18 protein-coding genes are annotated in these 14,251 nt (G+C 59.6%); 8 read left to right on the top strand and 10 right to left on the bottom strand.

Annotated features, from left to right (window positions below; genetic code table 11):
• Positions 1–34 precede the first annotated feature (34 nt).
• The gene (locus tag NVV72_01990) at positions 35–523 is read left to right on the top strand and encodes a histidine phosphatase family protein (GenBank protein MCR6658158.1); all 489 of its coding nucleotides are present in this window, start codon (positions 35–37) and stop codon (positions 521–523) included.
• Positions 520–1,590 carry a quinone-dependent dihydroorotate dehydrogenase gene (locus tag NVV72_01985; GenBank protein ID MCR6658157.1) on the top strand — a complete coding sequence of 357 codons (1,071 nt, stop codon included), beginning with the start codon at positions 520–522 and terminating at the stop codon, positions 1,588–1,590. Before NVV72_01990 ends, NVV72_01985 begins: the two co-directional genes overlap by 4 nt.
• On the opposite strand, the gene NVV72_01980 is transcribed toward NVV72_01985, so the two are convergent.
• The 5 genes from NVV72_01980 to flgF all read right to left on the bottom strand — a co-directional run bounded on the left by NVV72_01980 (position 1,587) and on the right by flgF (position 6,102).
• Positions 1,587–2,876 carry an O-antigen ligase family protein gene (locus tag NVV72_01980; GenBank protein ID MCR6658156.1) on the bottom strand — a complete coding sequence of 430 codons (1,290 nt, stop codon included), beginning with the start codon at positions 2,874–2,876 and terminating at the stop codon, positions 1,587–1,589. The two genes, NVV72_01985 and NVV72_01980, sit on opposite strands and share 4 nt — an antisense overlap.
• Positions 2,877–3,037: 161 nt before the next feature.
• Positions 3,038–3,775, bottom strand: coding sequence for a flagellar basal body L-ring protein FlgH (gene flgH / locus NVV72_01975; protein MCR6658155.1), 738 nt, complete (start codon positions 3,773–3,775; stop codon positions 3,038–3,040).
• A 16-nt stretch (positions 3,776–3,791) separates the two neighbouring features.
• Positions 3,792–4,403, bottom strand: a complete 612-nt coding sequence (gene flgA, locus NVV72_01970; protein MCR6658154.1) for a flagellar basal body P-ring formation chaperone FlgA — start codon at positions 4,401–4,403, stop codon at positions 3,792–3,794.
• Between the two features lie 4 nt (positions 4,404–4,407).
• Positions 4,408–5,199 (bottom strand): flagellar basal-body rod protein FlgG, encoded by a 792-nt coding sequence (gene flgG / locus NVV72_01965; protein ID MCR6658153.1) that lies wholly within the window; start codon positions 5,197–5,199, stop codon positions 4,408–4,410.
• 150 nt (positions 5,200–5,349) lie between these two features.
• Complete coding sequence (flgF, locus tag NVV72_01960; protein ID MCR6658152.1) at positions 5,350–6,102, bottom strand: flagellar basal-body rod protein FlgF; 753 nt, start codon at positions 6,100–6,102, stop codon at positions 5,350–5,352.
• 357 nt (positions 6,103–6,459) lie between these two features.
• On the opposite strand from flgF, the gene NVV72_01955 reads away from it, so the two are divergent.
• Genes NVV72_01955 through NVV72_01940 form a run of 4 tightly spaced genes read left to right on the top strand, consistent with a single transcriptional unit; the run spans position 6,460 to position 9,912 of the window.
• Positions 6,460–7,119: a flagellar basal body-associated FliL family protein gene (locus tag NVV72_01955; GenBank protein ID MCR6658151.1), complete on the top strand. Its 660-nt coding sequence runs from the start codon at positions 6,460–6,462 to the stop codon at positions 7,117–7,119.
• Positions 7,119–8,300 (top strand): flagellar motor switch protein FliM, encoded by a 1,182-nt coding sequence (gene fliM, locus NVV72_01950; GenBank protein MCR6658150.1) that lies wholly within the window; start codon positions 7,119–7,121, stop codon positions 8,298–8,300. The genes NVV72_01955 and fliM overlap by 1 nt, the downstream gene beginning before the upstream one ends.
• A 9-nt stretch (positions 8,301–8,309) precedes the next feature.
• The gene (locus NVV72_01945) at positions 8,310–9,299 is read left to right on the top strand and encodes a DUF6468 domain-containing protein (GenBank protein ID MCR6658149.1); all 990 of its coding nucleotides are present in this window, start codon (positions 8,310–8,312) and stop codon (positions 9,297–9,299) included.
• Positions 9,229–9,912: a hypothetical protein gene (locus tag NVV72_01940; GenBank protein ID MCR6658148.1), complete on the top strand. Its 684-nt coding sequence runs from the start codon at positions 9,229–9,231 to the stop codon at positions 9,910–9,912. Before NVV72_01945 ends, NVV72_01940 begins: the two co-directional genes overlap by 71 nt.
• Before the next feature lie 230 nt (positions 9,913–10,142).
• Here NVV72_01940 and NVV72_01935 read toward each other — a convergent pair whose 3' ends face one another.
• The 5 genes from NVV72_01935 to flgB form a co-directional block, all read right to left on the bottom strand.
• A complete protein-coding gene (locus tag NVV72_01935; protein MCR6658147.1) occupies positions 10,143–10,706 on the bottom strand; it encodes a hypothetical protein in 564 nt (187 codons plus the stop codon).
• 173 nt (positions 10,707–10,879) lie between these two features.
• Entirely contained in the window at positions 10,880–11,359 is a 480-nt protein-coding gene (locus NVV72_01930; protein ID MCR6658146.1) for a hypothetical protein, read from the bottom strand.
• Between the two features lie 403 nt (positions 11,360–11,762).
• Positions 11,763–12,077 (bottom strand): flagellar hook-basal body complex protein FliE, encoded by a 315-nt coding sequence (fliE, locus tag NVV72_01925; GenBank protein MCR6658145.1) that lies wholly within the window; start codon positions 12,075–12,077, stop codon positions 11,763–11,765.
• 10 nt (positions 12,078–12,087) lie between these two features.
• Positions 12,088–12,513 carry a flagellar basal body rod protein FlgC gene (gene flgC, locus NVV72_01920; GenBank protein ID MCR6658144.1) on the bottom strand — a complete coding sequence of 142 codons (426 nt, stop codon included), beginning with the start codon at positions 12,511–12,513 and terminating at the stop codon, positions 12,088–12,090.
• Between the two features lie 7 nt (positions 12,514–12,520).
• Positions 12,521–12,949, bottom strand: a complete 429-nt coding sequence (gene flgB, locus NVV72_01915) for a flagellar basal body rod protein FlgB (protein ID MCR6658143.1) — start codon at positions 12,947–12,949, stop codon at positions 12,521–12,523.
• A 138-nt stretch (positions 12,950–13,087) separates the two neighbouring features.
• On the opposite strand from flgB, the gene NVV72_01910 reads away from it, so the two are divergent.
• Together NVV72_01910 and fliP are read left to right on the top strand one after the other, a co-directional pair.
• The gene (locus tag NVV72_01910) at positions 13,088–13,411 is read left to right on the top strand and encodes a flagellar biosynthetic protein FliO (GenBank protein ID MCR6658142.1); all 324 of its coding nucleotides are present in this window, start codon (positions 13,088–13,090) and stop codon (positions 13,409–13,411) included.
• Positions 13,412–13,466: 55 nt separating this feature from the next.
• Positions 13,467–14,219 carry a flagellar type III secretion system pore protein FliP gene (gene fliP / locus NVV72_01905; protein ID MCR6658141.1) on the top strand — a complete coding sequence of 251 codons (753 nt, stop codon included), beginning with the start codon at positions 13,467–13,469 and terminating at the stop codon, positions 14,217–14,219.
• Positions 14,220–14,251 lie beyond the last annotated feature (32 nt).

The following is a 14,251-nucleotide window of genomic DNA, read 5'->3' as shown; positions in this document are numbered from 1 at the left end:
GACCCTCGGTCAGATTCTGCGCCATAGGGAAAGCATGAAACAACTGATCATCATGCGCCACGGCAAGGCGGAAAAAGACGCCGAATCCGGTGAGGATTTCGACCGCACGCTGGCGGATCGCGGCCGGGCGGAGGCCAAAAGCGTCGCCGAAGCGCTGAAAGCCTATGGTTTGAAGCCCGATTTTGCCCTGGTTTCCAGCGCCGCGCGCACGCTGGGCACGTTTGAAGCCGTGAAGGCCGTGATGGGCGATATTCCGGCTCTTGTCTCGAAGGATTTCTATAATGCCGGCTCCGAGGCGCTGCGCCGGGCCATCGAGACGCACGAGGAGGACGGGCATTGTATCCTGGTCGTCGGGCATAATCCTGGTGTGCAGTATCTGGTGGCTGAGTATCTGTTTGAAGGCGCGGCAGGACCGGAGATTACCGACAAGGTGCGTGGAAATTTCCCGACGGCGACGGCGGCGGTCTTCGAGATCGATGCCGCCGGCCGGCCGATATATGATGGATTATATTTAGCCAAATGATTTACGGTCTTGCCACGCGCGCCCTGCATATTTTGCCGCCCGAAGACGCGCACAGCCTGACCATCCTGCTGCTCAAGGCCGGTCTGGGACCGGTATCGAGTCTCAATACCCCGCAACTGGCTGTCGATGTGCCTTTTGAGGGCGGAACCTTACATTTCCCCAACTGTATCGGCCTGGCGGCTGGGTTCGATAAAAATGCCGACGTCCCCCTGGCCATGGTGCGCGCCGGCTTCGGGTTTGCCGAATGCGGCACGGTCACGCCGCTGCCGCAGGATGGCAATCCGAAGCCGCGCCTGTTCCGCCTGAGTGAAGACCAGGCGGTGATCAACCGCATGGGGTTCAATAACAAGGGGCTGGATGTTTTCCTGCGTCATCTGGAGCATATCAATGCGCACCGGAAGGGGGCGGTGATCGGGCTTAATATCGGCGCCAACAAGGACGCCACCGACCGGATGGCCGACTATGTCACCGGGCTCAAACGCCTGTGGGGCCAAGGTAGTTACTTCACCATCAATATTTCCTCGCCCAATACGCCTGGCCTGCGCGCACTTCAGGGCAAGTCTTATCTCGACGACCTGCTGGGCCAGATGGCGGAAACCCGTGCGGCCTTGGTGAAGGTTTCCGCCAGCAATTGCCCGATCTTCCTCAAGATCGCGCCGGACCTGACCGAGGCGGAAATTATCGATACCGTCACCTCAACGCTGGATCACAAACTCGATGGCCTGATCGTTTCCAATACCACCCTGTCACGTGACGGGCTGGTTTCCGCGCAGGCGGCGGAAGCGGGCGGCCTGTCCGGTGCGCCCCTGTTCGATCTGTCAACGCGCGCGCTTAAGGTCGCACGGGCGGCCTCCGGCGGCAAACTGACCCTGATCGGCGCCGGCGGCGTCTCGAATGGTGCGCAAGCCTATGCCAAGATCAGGGCCGGGGCTTCGCTGGTCCAGCTCTATTCGGCATTGGTTTACAAGGGGCCGGGCCTGGCTGACGCCATTCGCCGCGATCTGGTGGGGCGTCTCAAGGCCGATGGTTTCCGCTCGGTAACTGAAGCGGCCGGCACGGATAGCTAGTTTTCGATCTCGTTGGCTGTCAGCCGGGCCAGGGCGCAGACGAACAGGGCCCAGATCAGCGAATTCTGCGACAGGATAAAGCTTTCCGACAGAATGAGAAAGCTGAACAGCAGCAGGATCAGCACCGAAAAGAAGCCATCCTTAACACGCGCAAAGCGGAACAGGGCGCAGAAGACGCCGATCGCCAGTACCGCACCGAACAGGATCACGCCGACCCAGCCCAACTGGATCAGCAGGTCGAGCCAGCCATTATGCGCCGAAGGCACGTCCCAGTGGGTTTCGGCGCGCACGACCGAGGCCGGCACCGAGGTCGGCGTCCAGAACGCCTTGTAGCCATAACCCAGCCAAGGATGCTTGTCGGACAGGCGCATCAGCGATGCCCAGATTTCGGTACGGCCGGTCAGGGTCGGGTCCTTGCCGAGCATCTTGAAGATCATATCCGGCGCGATATAAAACAAAGCGCCGCCGATGAGGGCCGCCGTCGCCGCCAGCCAGGTAAAGACGATGCTGCGCACGCCGCCGCGCTGCAGGGCGGTCAGCACGGGGAAGGCACCGGCGCTGGCCATACAGGCCAGAAGCGAAGTCTTGGAGCGAGACAGAACGACCAGGAGAAAGATGGCTATGGCCAGCCCGATCCACAGTTTCCGGCGGTCCGGCGCGATATAGGCGGAGGCGCAGGACGCGATGAAGCCCAGCACCATCATGGCGGCCATCTGGTTCTTTTCGTACCACAGGCCCTTCCAGGCGCCGGCATTGATGTCGTCATGGATGCCGAGATGCGGTACGAAGAGGCAGACGAAATAGCTGCCCAAGGCGAGCATCGCAAAACTCAGGGCAATGATCTGCACCAGTTCCTCGCCTGTATAGCGCGCGGCCAGATAAAGCCCGAACAGCGAGGTGACGGCCACGGCGATGGTGCGCCGGGTGGTGATGTCCGGCGCGATCGACCAGTAGCTGGAAGCAAAGCACAAGCCGACCAGAAGGCCGGTCATGAACAGGGCGGGCAGGATGTGCATCAGGCGGGTTACGCGCAGGCCGATCAGGAGCAGCGTCACCGCATAGACCGGCAGCCACATCACGCGCAGGATGGCGGAATCGCTCTCGGCCGCTGCAGCGTCAAGCGTCTGCGGCGCGAACAGCGGGCCGATCAGGGCATTGGAGAACATCAGAAGGCAGAAGACGGTTAGCGCTACTTCGGCATACATAATCCATTGCGCCGGGCTGGCGGCGCCGTCGGCCCGCATTTTGGGGCGGGCGTCCTTCAGGCTGGAAGACGAAGCGGGCATAAGACCTTGTGGCGATCAGGGAACCTGACCGCCACTTCTAGCCTATAAGTCTCAATATATGGTCAAGGCGATGAATTCCAATCCTCATGCTCTTTCATGAGGATTGGCAAGGGCGAGGCCCGCCGCTGCCGATGCAGCGAGCCCTCGCGGCGCTTGAGCGACTAAAATGGCGAATATTTTTCCATCAGGGCCTGGGTGGCGGGCGGCTTCTGCATGTTGGTGATGTCGCCGCGGCCGCCGTAGGAGATGCGCGCCTCGGCAAGCTGGGTGTGCTTGATGGCGTTAGTGGAGGAAATATCTTCCGGGCGGGCAATGCCGGAAACCGTCAGGACGCGCACCTCGCGGTTGGTGCGGACTTCCTGCGTACCCTGGATGATCAGATTGCCATTGGGCAGCACGCCGGTGACGATGGCGGCGACGGTGACGGAAATTTTTTCCGCCCGCTTGACCGAGCCAGATCCGGTCGAACTGGAATCGCTTGAATTGCCGAGCGCCTTGGCGGGATTATAGGCACCGGGGAGAATCTTGCCGAGCGAGGATTCAAGGCCGAAGATCGATGGCGTGGCGGCATTGAAATCGTTGGTACGCGAGCGGTCGGTTGCGTTGCTGGTCTGGGCACTGTCATTGATATCGACCTGGACGGTGACGATATCGCCCACGGCGCGGGCGCGCTGGTCATTGAAGAAGGTGCGGGCGCCGACGCGCCACAGCGAATTGCTGGAGGCCGGCGTATTGTTGGCCGGCGGATAGGCGATGGCCTGTTCGGAAGGCACCAGGGCAGAGGGATAGGCCATCGGCGTCAGGTTCGGGCCGTTGACGGCTTCGCGGACGGAGCCGCAGCCGCTGAGAACGACAAGACCGGTGAGCAGGGCAGGAGCGGCAAGAAGGAGTCTGGACATGTGAAGACCTTCAAAACTAACGCGAAGAGAGGAATGTTTGGTTGCGGATCTGGGCGGCGGCCTGGCCGGAAACGGCGCGGCCGGGGCCGGTCACAACGGCGTCGATCATCTTTTTCGATGATGGGTTCTGTATCTGGATCACATCGCCGACCGCGCCATCCTTTTGCGCCGGACCGGAGAGGGTGAGGCTGAGGCCGTTCTGCGTCCAGGTGACGGCGACCATTTCAGAACGTTTTACAGCGATTGGGCCGCTGACCGAGGGCTGACCCCAGTTCACCGGGCTTTGCGGGCCGGTGATGGTGGCCAGTTGCGGAGCATTTCCGGAGCCGGTTTCCGGACCGGCGGCCACAATGATGCGGCGCAGGCCACGGGCATTATCCCAGTAAACGCCGTTGCGCGCGGCGATCGACTGCACGATGGCGGCGTCGAGCACGGCCGTTGAGCCCTGGCGGTAGCCCAGCAGAACGTCCGACGCCTGGCCGGCATTGTCGAACACGTCGCCGAGCGTGATGCGGCCGTCGCCATCGGTGACGCTGGATTTCAGGACCAGTGGATTGGGCGAGGTCTGGGCATTTGCGATGGCGGGAACTGCCAACAAAATCACGGAAAGGGCGGCTAAAACTTTCATTTACTTACGCCCTCGCCAGTTGGCTGGTGGTTTGCAGCATTTCGTCTGCCGTGGTGATGACCTTGGAGTTCATCTCGTAGGCGCGCTGGGCCACGATCAGGGCGGTGATTTCCGAGACCGCATCGACGTTCGACGATTCCGTATAGCCCTGCAACAGGGTGCCGTAACCGGTGTCGCCCGGAGTTGACACATTGGGCGCGCCCGAAGCGCCGCTTTCGAGGAAGAGGTTATCACCCTGGGCATCGAGGCCGGCGGGATTGGCGAAGGTCGCCAGTTGCAGTTGGCCGACCACGGTAGGGGCCGTTACACCGGCCGTGGTGACGGAAACCTCGCCGGCCTTGGAGATGCTGACACCTGTTGTTCCCTGAGGAATGGTGATGCTGGGCTGAACGAGATAGCCGTCCGTGGTGACAAGACGGCCCTGGTCATCGAGCGAGAAATTACCGGCACGCGTATAGGCGGTTTCGCCGGAAGGCAGTTCGATCTGGAAATAGCCCTTGCCCTGGATCATGACGTCGTAATCATTCCCCGTCTGGGTGGCGCTGCCATCTTCCATAATACGATAAACGCTGCCGGTCTTTACACCGGAACCGACCTGAATACCGGTAGGGACAACTGTGCCGGCATCGGAAGACTGCGCGCCCATGCGCTCGACGTTTTGGTAGAGCAGATCCTGGAACTCGGCCCGCTGCTTCTTGAAGCCGATCGTGTTCATGTTGGCGATGTTGTTGGAGATGACTTCAACATTCATCTGCTGGGCGGACATGCCCGTTGTCGCGGTTCTTAAGGCGCGCATATGACTATGCTCCCAAATTCAAATTGATAGTGACTTCCGGATCGTGACGCGATCCGGCAAGCGCGACTGCGCGCCCGAGCCGTTGCGAGGCTAAGCCTGCGTGGCGTTTGAACGCAAAAGATGAAGTGATGGCGATGCCCGTCATCGTCATCATGCAACTCTGCCCAGGCGCTCTACGGCGCTGCGGTTCAGTTGGCTGTTCTGGTCGACGATATTGGCGAGGGTGGTGTAGGCGCGGTTGATGCGCACCAGGTTGGTAATCTCGGTCATCGGATTGACATTGGACGATTCGAGGAAACCCTGGCGGACTTGGGCGTCGGTGGCGGTGATCGGCGTCTGGTTGCTGGTCAGGGTGTAGGTGCCGTCGCCCTGCTTGGAGAGGTCGCTCATATTTGCGATGCGGACCACATTGAGCTTGCCAACCCGTTCGGCCTGGCCCTGGTAGCTCTGGGTGATGATGCCGTCGGCCGAGATGCTGGGCTCGCCCTTCTTGGGGTCCAGCGTGATCGGGCCGCCATCGCCCTGGACGACATAGCCCTGGGCGGTGACAAGCGTGCCTTCACCATTGAGGGTAAAGGCGCCATCGCGGGTATAGGCGGTCTGGCCGTTCTTGCCGGCCACCGTGAAGAAGGTGCCTTCGCCATTCAGGGCCAGATCGAGCGGCGCGCCGGTCTGGTTCATCGTGCCCTGGGTGAAGTTACGGCCGACGCCGTTGTCATAGGCAAAATTGGCCGGTGTACGGATGGGGGCGTTGACGGCCGGGGCGCCCGGCTCGGCATTGACCAGCAATTCCTCGAACTTGTAGCCCGTCGTGTTCATGTTGGCGAGGTTATTGGCGCTGATATCCAGCTCCCGTTGCAGGGTGATCTGGCGCGACAAGGCGACGTAGTTGGCATTATCCATGTCAGCGGCTCCCGATTAAAGGTTCAAATTCAGGGTCTTACCGGAAAACGTCGCCAATCCTCAGATGCGCCGTTAACCATGTTTTTGTAAGATGCAAGCGCCGTGCCACGGATGGTTAATTTTGCCAAAGCCTTGTTTTAAAAGGAAGTTGACGGTTTGCGCCGAATCCCGACACATGGAGGGGCGGCAAAAAGTGCCGTGCGGGGCGCGGATAACAAGCAATCGTTAACCATGTTTGGCGATAGTGATCTTAACACTTGAAGGCGGGTGCTTAAGGTTTGTTTAAGAGTTGGGCCTAGACTTCGGCTTTCAGCTCTGTCGCGTCTTTAAGGCGCGTATTATCGATGGGTGGGCAGTTTGGCCAAGAAAGAGAAGAAGTCCAAGGATGCGGAAGCGCCCCCGGTGGATGGCGCCGAAGGTGGTGAAGGCGAAGCCGCGCCCAAGAAGAAGTTTCCCCTGCTGATCGTCATTATCGCCGCGGCCGTGCTGCTGCTGGGCGGTGGCGGAGCCGCGGCCTATTTCCTTTTCCTGGCGCCCAAGCCGCCGGCGGATGCCGCGAAGGCGGGTGAGCATGGCAAGGGTGAAAAGGCCGGCCATGGCGAGAAAAAGGACGCCAAGAAGGACAAGAAGAAGGAAGGCGGCGAACACGGCGGCGGGGCAGATGCCAAGCTCGATCCGGCTACACAGCCTGTGCCTTCGGAAGGCCCTAACGGCACGACCTATCTTTCCCTGCCGAACATGGTGGCCAATATCCAGTCGCCGGATGGCCGCGCCAGTTATCTGAAGCTCAAGCTGACCCTGGAATGTCCGGATGACGAGACAGTTGAGGCCCTGACCGAGAACATGCCGCGTATCAATGACGTGATGCAGGGTTTCCTGCGTGAACTGCGCCCGGACGACCTCAGCGGTTCGCAGGGCAATTACCAGTTACGCCTGGAAATCCTGCGCCGGATCAATCTGGTTCTGGCGCCCCACAAGATCAATGCCGTTCTTATTGAAGAAATGTTGATTACCTAATGGCGGAAGAAGTCGATCAGGAAGCCATGATGGCGGCTTGGGAGGCGGAACTTGCCGCCGAAGCCGAAGCTGCCTCCGGGGGATCAGGTGGCGGCGGTGGCGGCGATGGTGACGCCGGCGGCGACCTGGCGGCCGAATGGGAAGCCATGGTCGGCGGTGGCGGCATGGGAGAGCGCTTCAATGTGCCCGCCGGCGCAGAACGCATCCTCAACCAGGACGAAATCGACAGCCTTCTCGGCTTCGACCTGTCGGAAGACGACTATAATGAACGCTCCGGCATCCGGGCGATCATCAATTCGGCCATGGTGTCTTACGAGCGCCTGCCGATGCTCGAAATCGTCTTCGACCGGCTGGTGCGGCTGATGACGACGAGTTTGCGGAACTTCACCTCCGATAACGTTGAAGTGTCGCTCGATAATATTTCCTCGATCCGGTTTGGCGACTACCTGAACTCGATCCCACTGCCGGCCATCCTCGCCGTCTTCCGTGCCGAAGAGCTTGATAATTATGGTCTGCTGACGGTCGATTCCAACCTGATCTATTCGATCGTCGATGTGCTTTTAGGCGGTCGTCGCGGCACGGCGGCGCTGCGGATCGAAGGCCGGCCCTACACCACGATCGAGCGCGTGCTGGTGCAGCGGATGGTTGAGGTGATCCTCAATGACGCCAAGGCCGCCTTCGAGCCGCTGACGCCGGTCAATTTCAATCTCGACCGCCTGGAAACCAATCCGCGCTTTGCCGCCATTGCCCGTCCGGCCAATGCGGCGATCCTGGTCAAGCTGCGCATCGATATGGAAGACCGCGGCGGACGCGTCGAGCTGCTGCTGCCCTATGCTACACTGGAACCGATCCGCAAGATGCTGCTCCAGCAGTTCATGGGGGAAAAGTTCGGCCGCGACAATATCTGGGAAAGCCACCTGGCCACCGAAATCTGGACCACCCAGATGGAGGTGCGCGCCGTGCTCGATGAGCAGCAGATGCCGCTGTCCAAAGTGCTTAACCTTGAGGTGGGCGAAACCCTCATCCTCAACGCCAATGCGGAATCGCCGGTGCAGATCAAGTGCGGTGCCATTCCGCTGACCACGGGACGGATGGGCCGCAAGGGGCACTCGATCGCTGTGCGGGTTGATTCACCGCTCGCCTCGGCGGCCAAGCGCCGGCTGATGCAGGTGAAGAAATAGGGTGCCGCAATGAGCCTGACGAACATTATCATGGATGTGATCCTGATGGCGCTGCTGGTGGCGGCGCTGGTGTTCGGTATGCGTCTCGACAAGCGCCTGAAAGCGCTGCGCGCCGCCCATGAAGGCTTCGCCAAGGCAGTGCATGATCTCGATGACGCGGCCATCCGGGCTCATGCCTCGCTGAAGGAACTGCGTGGCCATGCCGATGAATCGCAGGATCTGCTGCATGGCCGGATTCTGGCGGCGCGCGATGTGCTGCAAAAGCTCGACATGCAGGTGACGCGCGCCGAACGGGTTCAGGCCGAACTGGACAAGGGACTGGTCAGTTATGAGGCGATCCGCAGCCAGACCGTGACACGCCCGGCCGCGAACGAGGTCATTCGCCCGGCGCACCATGAGGCCGAAGCGGTGGCGCGGCCGCGTGATCGCTCGGCCTTCATGAATGAGGTCCGGCCAGATCGGACGCCCTATGTCCGCACGGCTAACAATCGTACGGGCCGCAGCCTGTTGCCCGATATCGAGCCGGAAGACGAGAGCGAGATCATCGACAAGGTCCAGATGTCCGAACTGGTGGTCGCCAATCTCAACGAAATGATCCGCACGCTCAACCTGCCTGCCCGACAGGTTGCTTCCGTTGAAGACGACCTGTTCGCCAGGGGACGCGGCCGGGGACTTCGCCAAGGACGTGGCAGGCGACAAAGCGGCAGCACCGGTGGAAGCGCCGAAAGGCCGTCCGCGTCAGTTCCATATCAAGAGATAGTATTTTTAGATGGCCTTACCCCGTTTCCTGCCGCTTATCGCCGTCGCCGCCGGTGGTGTGCTTGCCCTCAAGGCGATCACCAGCCTGGAAGTGATGCCGGATGTATTTCATGCGGCCTCCGCCTTTGCCGCCGACGGCAAAAAGGCGGAAAAGCCGGCGGCCAAGACGGTGGCGCCGAAAGCAAGCGGCAAGGGCGAGGTCGATCGTGCCGACGACCCGACGCAGAGCTACGGCGTTGATCCCGCGCTCAAGGCGGCAGACGCGGCGTCGCAAGCCAAGGACGCCGCCGCTACGGCCCCCATGACGCCGATCTGCGCCACATCTGTAAACGATCTGGCCAAGCAGGCGGGCATATCGCCCAATGAACTGAATATCCTGCAAAGCCTTGGCCAGCGCCGGGTCCAGCTCGATCAGCGCGAGCAACAGCTTAATTCGCGCGTCCAGTTGATCGAGGCCGCCGATTCCAAGCTCGATGCCCGCATCACGCAACTGGCCGATCTGAAAACCCAGATACAGGGATTGCTCGATCAGGCCACCAAGGTGCAGGATGACGATACAACGCGTCTGGTTGCCGTCTATTCGGCCATGAAGCCAAAGGACGCGGCCGCCGCCATGACCATCATGAGCGACGATGTCCGCCTGCCGATTGCGTCCAAGATGAAGGATCGCGCGCTGGCGGCTATTCTCGGCGCCATGTCGGCCGATGCCGCCAAAGACCTCACGGAAAAGCTGGCCAAGCGGATGCAGCGCGCCGACGGCCTGCAACAGCAACTTAACAAGACCACGGCCGGTGGTCCGGCTGCGCCCGGACCTGCTGGTGCCAAACCGGCAACGCCCGCGAAGAAGGGCTGACTATGCCTGTCCTGTACCTCCTCATTCATGGGGAGGGGGACCGAGCCATTCTTCACGGCGTGGTGGTGGGGCCTTGATTTGCCTCAAGACTGAAGAGAGCGAATTTCTGCACGATCAGCCTTATAGCCCCCCACCACCCCTTCGCCTTTGGCTCGCGGTCCCATGGCTTTCGAAAGCTATACTTTCGCTGACGCCAAACTCCGCAGGCGGGAAGCTACAGGACAGGTAATCTAAGGCGGGCCGCGAAACGGTGGGCGCGGAACTTGTGACGATTGCGTCGCTAAGCGTTTTTTCAAGGCCAGTTCGGCGCGCGCTTGCTCGATACAATCGGTGTAATCGACATAGGTGACTTTTGGCTCAGACGGCATGATATGTTCAGGCGCAATAGCCATTTGCGGCGCCGGTGTTGCAAGCTGAGCCTCCTGAGTGACCGTCTTTGTGACGTTCTGGGCCGCCTCCCACCATTGGCCCAGATCGCGCCGGCGCTCATTGCTCCATCTCAGCGTACTGGCCAGGGACACCTGCGCCTTGATTGCCGCTTCCTCATGAGTGGCGCGTTCGGCTTCGACCCTGCGAGGCTCCGGTTTCTGGCGCTCGGCACGGTCACAGCGGCTATAAAGGCGTTCGATGACGGCGGCTGTCCGTACAGCCTTTTCGATGCCCGGCATATCTGCGGGATCATCCATGGCGGTGACCTTAAGCAGCATCCGGTCGGCAAAGGCGCGCAAAAGCGCACGCCGCTCTTCCGGGGTCAGTTTTTCCTGTGCTGTGCGGTCATCGAGGGACATCCGCATAAGATGCACCGGGAAAATAGCAGGGGGATAAGTTGGGTAAATATGCGAGTATTCAGTTCAGGGGGATTGTGTAATTGATTTCCTATCGTCGTAATTTTTGGTTCTCCATTCTGTTGTAAACATCCATCGACAAAATGGAGAAGAAAATTTGATCGTAGGTGACGGACATTTTTCTACCTCACAAAATCTATAGTGTATAATTCAGACGAAAGCCTGTTATCCGAAATATTGTTTTCACCGCTTAGAGCATAACGTCCCAAAGAATAAATCCACGGTATGTATTTTTTTAATTTTCCGCGGCTCACGAGAGAAAACGCATTCTCAATTACCACGGATTTTAACTGGACTTCGGCCCCAAATGTATCTTTCAGAGCGGCTGGATTAACGGCCTTTACGGATTTAGGGTCCATTAAATTGTCAAACGTGACCATTTTTGGCATTTGCGCTAGCGAAAGCGCCCATGCCCCTTCTCTGCGCCCTACCGTCAAAGAATGTGCTTCAGACGTAACATCGCCGTGAGGCCCTTTAAACAAAAGGAACAAGGGTCTGTTGCCAGGAAGATCGACTACGACTGCTTCACCTTTCGCCGTACACCCTCCCGCGTTCATATTTCCCCAAAATCCGCCACTTGGGCGGCAATGGAACGTTTGCACGGACGAACCCGTGTAGACTTTACCGTTAACCTCGACGTTTGCAGTTATCCGAAGCCTGTAATCTCGGGCATTATAATCGCACCCTGACAACGGCAGGCTTAACAGACATAACAAGACCACCAAATATGTAGTATTCAGAATCTTAAATACCGTACGGCTCTGGAACGGAAATATAAAAGGCATAGTGCCACTCGGTAACGCTACGCTTCCTGCAGCGACCGAAGGTAACCCGACCGATTTGGCACCAAAGCTTCTTAACGGTGACACTTTAATTCCCCTCCCGAACGCCTGCCCGCCCGCCATTTGTGCGAACAATTTGCATAGACAGCCAGATGCCCTACCACCCCGCCACATAGGTGGCGCGATCCCGCTCTCCGCCATAGGTGCGGAGGTATAGGCGGATTTAGATCGGCATTCGCATGATTTCCTGATAGGCGCTGATCACCTGATCGCGGATGGCGATGACGGTTTGCAGGCTGGTTTCAGCGCTCGACACGGCGGTGACGGCGTCGATCAGTTCCGCCTTGCCCTGCGACTGCTGGACCATCATGTTTTCGGCGCCCTGGGTCGTCTTCATCGTGTGTTCGAGCGCACCCTGGAGCATCTTGCCGAAGTCGGGCGCCGAGGTGGCGCCGGCTTCATTACTTGAGTCCTTGACGGCATTCTGCGCCTGTTTGACGGCGGCGCCATAGGCGCGGGCGGCGGATAAGGGGTCCATGATTTACGCCTTATTTTTCAAGAATATCGAGTGTTTTCTGGGTCATGGCGCGCGCCGTCTCGATGACGTTCAAATTGGCTTCGTAAGACCGCTGGGCCTCGCGCATGTCCATGGTTTCGATCAGCGGGTTGACGTTGGGCTTCTTGACGTAACCGCTGGCGTCCGCCGCCGGATGCGTCGGGTCATATTCCTGCTGGAAGGCGCTCATGTCCTGCACCACATTGGCCAGCTTGACGCCGGTGGCGCCATCGACGGGCGCCGATGTAAAGACCGGAGTCTGGCGGCGATAGGGATCGGCGCCCGGCGTGCGGCCAGTCGAATCGGAGTTGGCTATATTTTCGGCGATGACCCGCATCCGCGCCTGCTGCGCCTTGAGCGCGCTGGCGGCGACCGCCATGGTCTGGCTGGATTGAGGAGGCTTGTCATTATTGATCATAAATCACCTATTTACCCGGCGCCTTGGCTGCCATGCGCAGCATGGACATCGATTTTTCATAGAAGGAGACCGCTGCCTGAAATTGCATCCGGCTTTCGGCCATTTTGAGCATCTGTTCTTCGAGGACGACGCTGTTACCGTCCATGGTGGTTTCCGAATCGAGCGAGACGATCTCCCTGGCGCGGGTGGCGCCGCCATCGGGTGAGGGCAGGTGCATGGCGTTGGTCATGGTCATTCCGAGGCCATTGGCCGCCTCATCCTGCCCGGCCATCAGCTTGCCGAAGTCCTGGCCCATCAGGTCACGCGGCTTGAAACCGGGCGTCGAGGCATTGGCGACGTTCTGCGCCACGACCTTCTGACGGTCGTTCAGCCAGCTCATGCGCGATTGCAGCGCGTTTAAAAACCCGATGCCCTGATTAGCCATATTTGTTGTCATGCTCTGGCCTTTCCGAAATCCCGCGACTCAATCTAATGAAGGTTATGCCACAGATACGGGGCAAATTATGCCCACCTTTTGGTTAACGAAGGCTTTAAGTAAACGGCGCGTTAACTGGCGCGGGCGCAGAAGGATGAGATGAGTCTGGTAGAAATCCTGCGGGCCTTTTTTGGCCTGTCCATCGTTATCGGGCTGATCCTCGGCCTGGCCTATGTGTTGCGCCGCTATGCGCCGGCGCTGATGGCGAAACTGCAGGCGCAGCGCGGTACGAAACGCCTGGAAGTGATCGAAACACTCGTACTCGATCCCGCCCGCCGGCTGGTGCTGGTGCGGCTCGATAAAACCGAACGCCTGATTCTGCTGGGAGAAGGACGCGAACTCGATGCGCCCGGCTCTGTTTCAGCGAAGCCCGTTCCTGTTTCCTCAAAAGCGCCTCTGGACCCCAATGATGACCTGTTCTGACGCGCGTACTACTGAGAGCGAGCCCAAGGTTCGCAAACCCTTAGGGCCGAAAACGATGAATTTCATCGTTCTTGTGGTATTCATTCTCGGCTTCACCATGATGATCATGCCGTACAGTGCGCTGGCACAGTCGGTGAATGTCGATCTCGGCAAGGGCGGTTCCCTGAGTGCCCGCGTGGTGCAACTGATTGGCCTGATGACGGTGCTTTCGCTGGCGCCGTCGATCGTCATCATGACGACCTCGTTCATCCGGATCGTGGTCGTGCTGTCCCTCCTGCGGACGGCGCTCGGCCTGCAGCAAAGCCCGCCCAATGCGGTGATCATCTCTTTGGCCCTGTTTCTTTCCGCGATCGTCATGGCGCCGACCTATGAGGCCGCCTACAGCCAGGGCATCCGGCCGCTGATGGATCAGGAAATGGAACTGCCGCAAGCCTTCGATGCCGCCAGCCAGCCCGTGAAAGCCTTCATGCTGGCCCAGGTTGATCAGAAGGATCTGGGCCTGTTTGTGGGCTTGTCCAAGCTCGAAATGCCGGCCGACAAGATGGACCTGCCGGTGCGCGTGGTGACGCCGGCCTTCATGATTTCCGAACTGAAAAAGGCGTTCGAGATCGGCTTCATGCTGTTCGTGCCGTTCCTGGTGATCGACCTTGTCGTCGCTTCGGTGCTGATGTCGATGGGCATGATGATGCTGCCGCCGGTGGTGATATCCCTGCCGTTCAAGCTGATCTTCTTTGTGCTGGTGGATGGCTGGCATCTGGTCGCCGGCTCGCTGGTGCAGAGCTTCCACCCGGTGGCCGGAAGCGGGTAAAAAGGAGGCTGCCAATGCAACCTCCCTCTTGG

Origin of the sequence: Asticcacaulis sp. (assembly GCA_024707255.1) — a bacterium.
In the GTDB taxonomy this organism is placed as follows: Bacteria; Pseudomonadota; Alphaproteobacteria; order Caulobacterales; family Caulobacteraceae; genus Asticcacaulis.
This window is presented reverse-complemented; position numbering and strand designations above follow the sequence as displayed.

What these genes read in the sequence shown, in the direction of transcription:
- flgG (MCR6658153.1), bottom strand. Translation starts at nt 5,199, where the DNA reads ATGCGCGCCTTAAGAACCGCGACAACGGGCATGTCCGCCCAGCAGATG.
- fliE (MCR6658145.1), bottom strand. Translation starts at nt 12,077, where the DNA reads ATGGACCCCTTATCCGCCGCCCGCGCCTATGGCGCCGCCGTCAAACAG.
- NVV72_01945 (MCR6658149.1), top strand. Translation starts at nt 8,310, where the DNA reads ATGAGCCTGACGAACATTATCATGGATGTGATCCTGATGGCGCTGCTG.
- flgF (MCR6658152.1), bottom strand. Translation starts at nt 6,102, where the DNA reads ATGGATAATGCCAACTACGTCGCCTTGTCGCGCCAGATCACCCTGCAA.
- NVV72_01985 (MCR6658157.1), top strand. Translation starts at nt 520, where the DNA reads ATGATTTACGGTCTTGCCACGCGCGCCCTGCATATTTTGCCGCCCGAA.
- flgA (MCR6658154.1), bottom strand. Translation starts at nt 4,403, where the DNA reads ATGAAAGTTTTAGCCGCCCTTTCCGTGATTTTGTTGGCAGTTCCCGCC.
- flgH (MCR6658155.1), bottom strand. Translation starts at nt 3,775, where the DNA reads ATGTCCAGACTCCTTCTTGCCGCTCCTGCCCTGCTCACCGGTCTTGTC.
- NVV72_01990 (MCR6658158.1), top strand. Translation starts at nt 35, where the DNA reads ATGAAACAACTGATCATCATGCGCCACGGCAAGGCGGAAAAAGACGCC.
- NVV72_01910 (MCR6658142.1), top strand. Translation starts at nt 13,088, where the DNA reads ATGAGTCTGGTAGAAATCCTGCGGGCCTTTTTTGGCCTGTCCATCGTT.
- flgC (MCR6658144.1), bottom strand. Translation starts at nt 12,513, where the DNA reads ATGATCAATAATGACAAGCCTCCTCAATCCAGCCAGACCATGGCGGTC.
- NVV72_01980 (MCR6658156.1), bottom strand. Translation starts at nt 2,876, where the DNA reads ATGCCCGCTTCGTCTTCCAGCCTGAAGGACGCCCGCCCCAAAATGCGG.
- NVV72_01935 (MCR6658147.1), bottom strand. Translation starts at nt 10,706, where the DNA reads ATGCGGATGTCCCTCGATGACCGCACAGCACAGGAAAAACTGACCCCG.
- fliP (MCR6658141.1), top strand. Translation starts at nt 13,467, where the DNA reads ATGAATTTCATCGTTCTTGTGGTATTCATTCTCGGCTTCACCATGATG.
- flgB (MCR6658143.1), bottom strand. Translation starts at nt 12,949, where the DNA reads ATGACAACAAATATGGCTAATCAGGGCATCGGGTTTTTAAACGCGCTG.
- fliM (MCR6658150.1), top strand. Translation starts at nt 7,119, where the DNA reads ATGGCGGAAGAAGTCGATCAGGAAGCCATGATGGCGGCTTGGGAGGCG.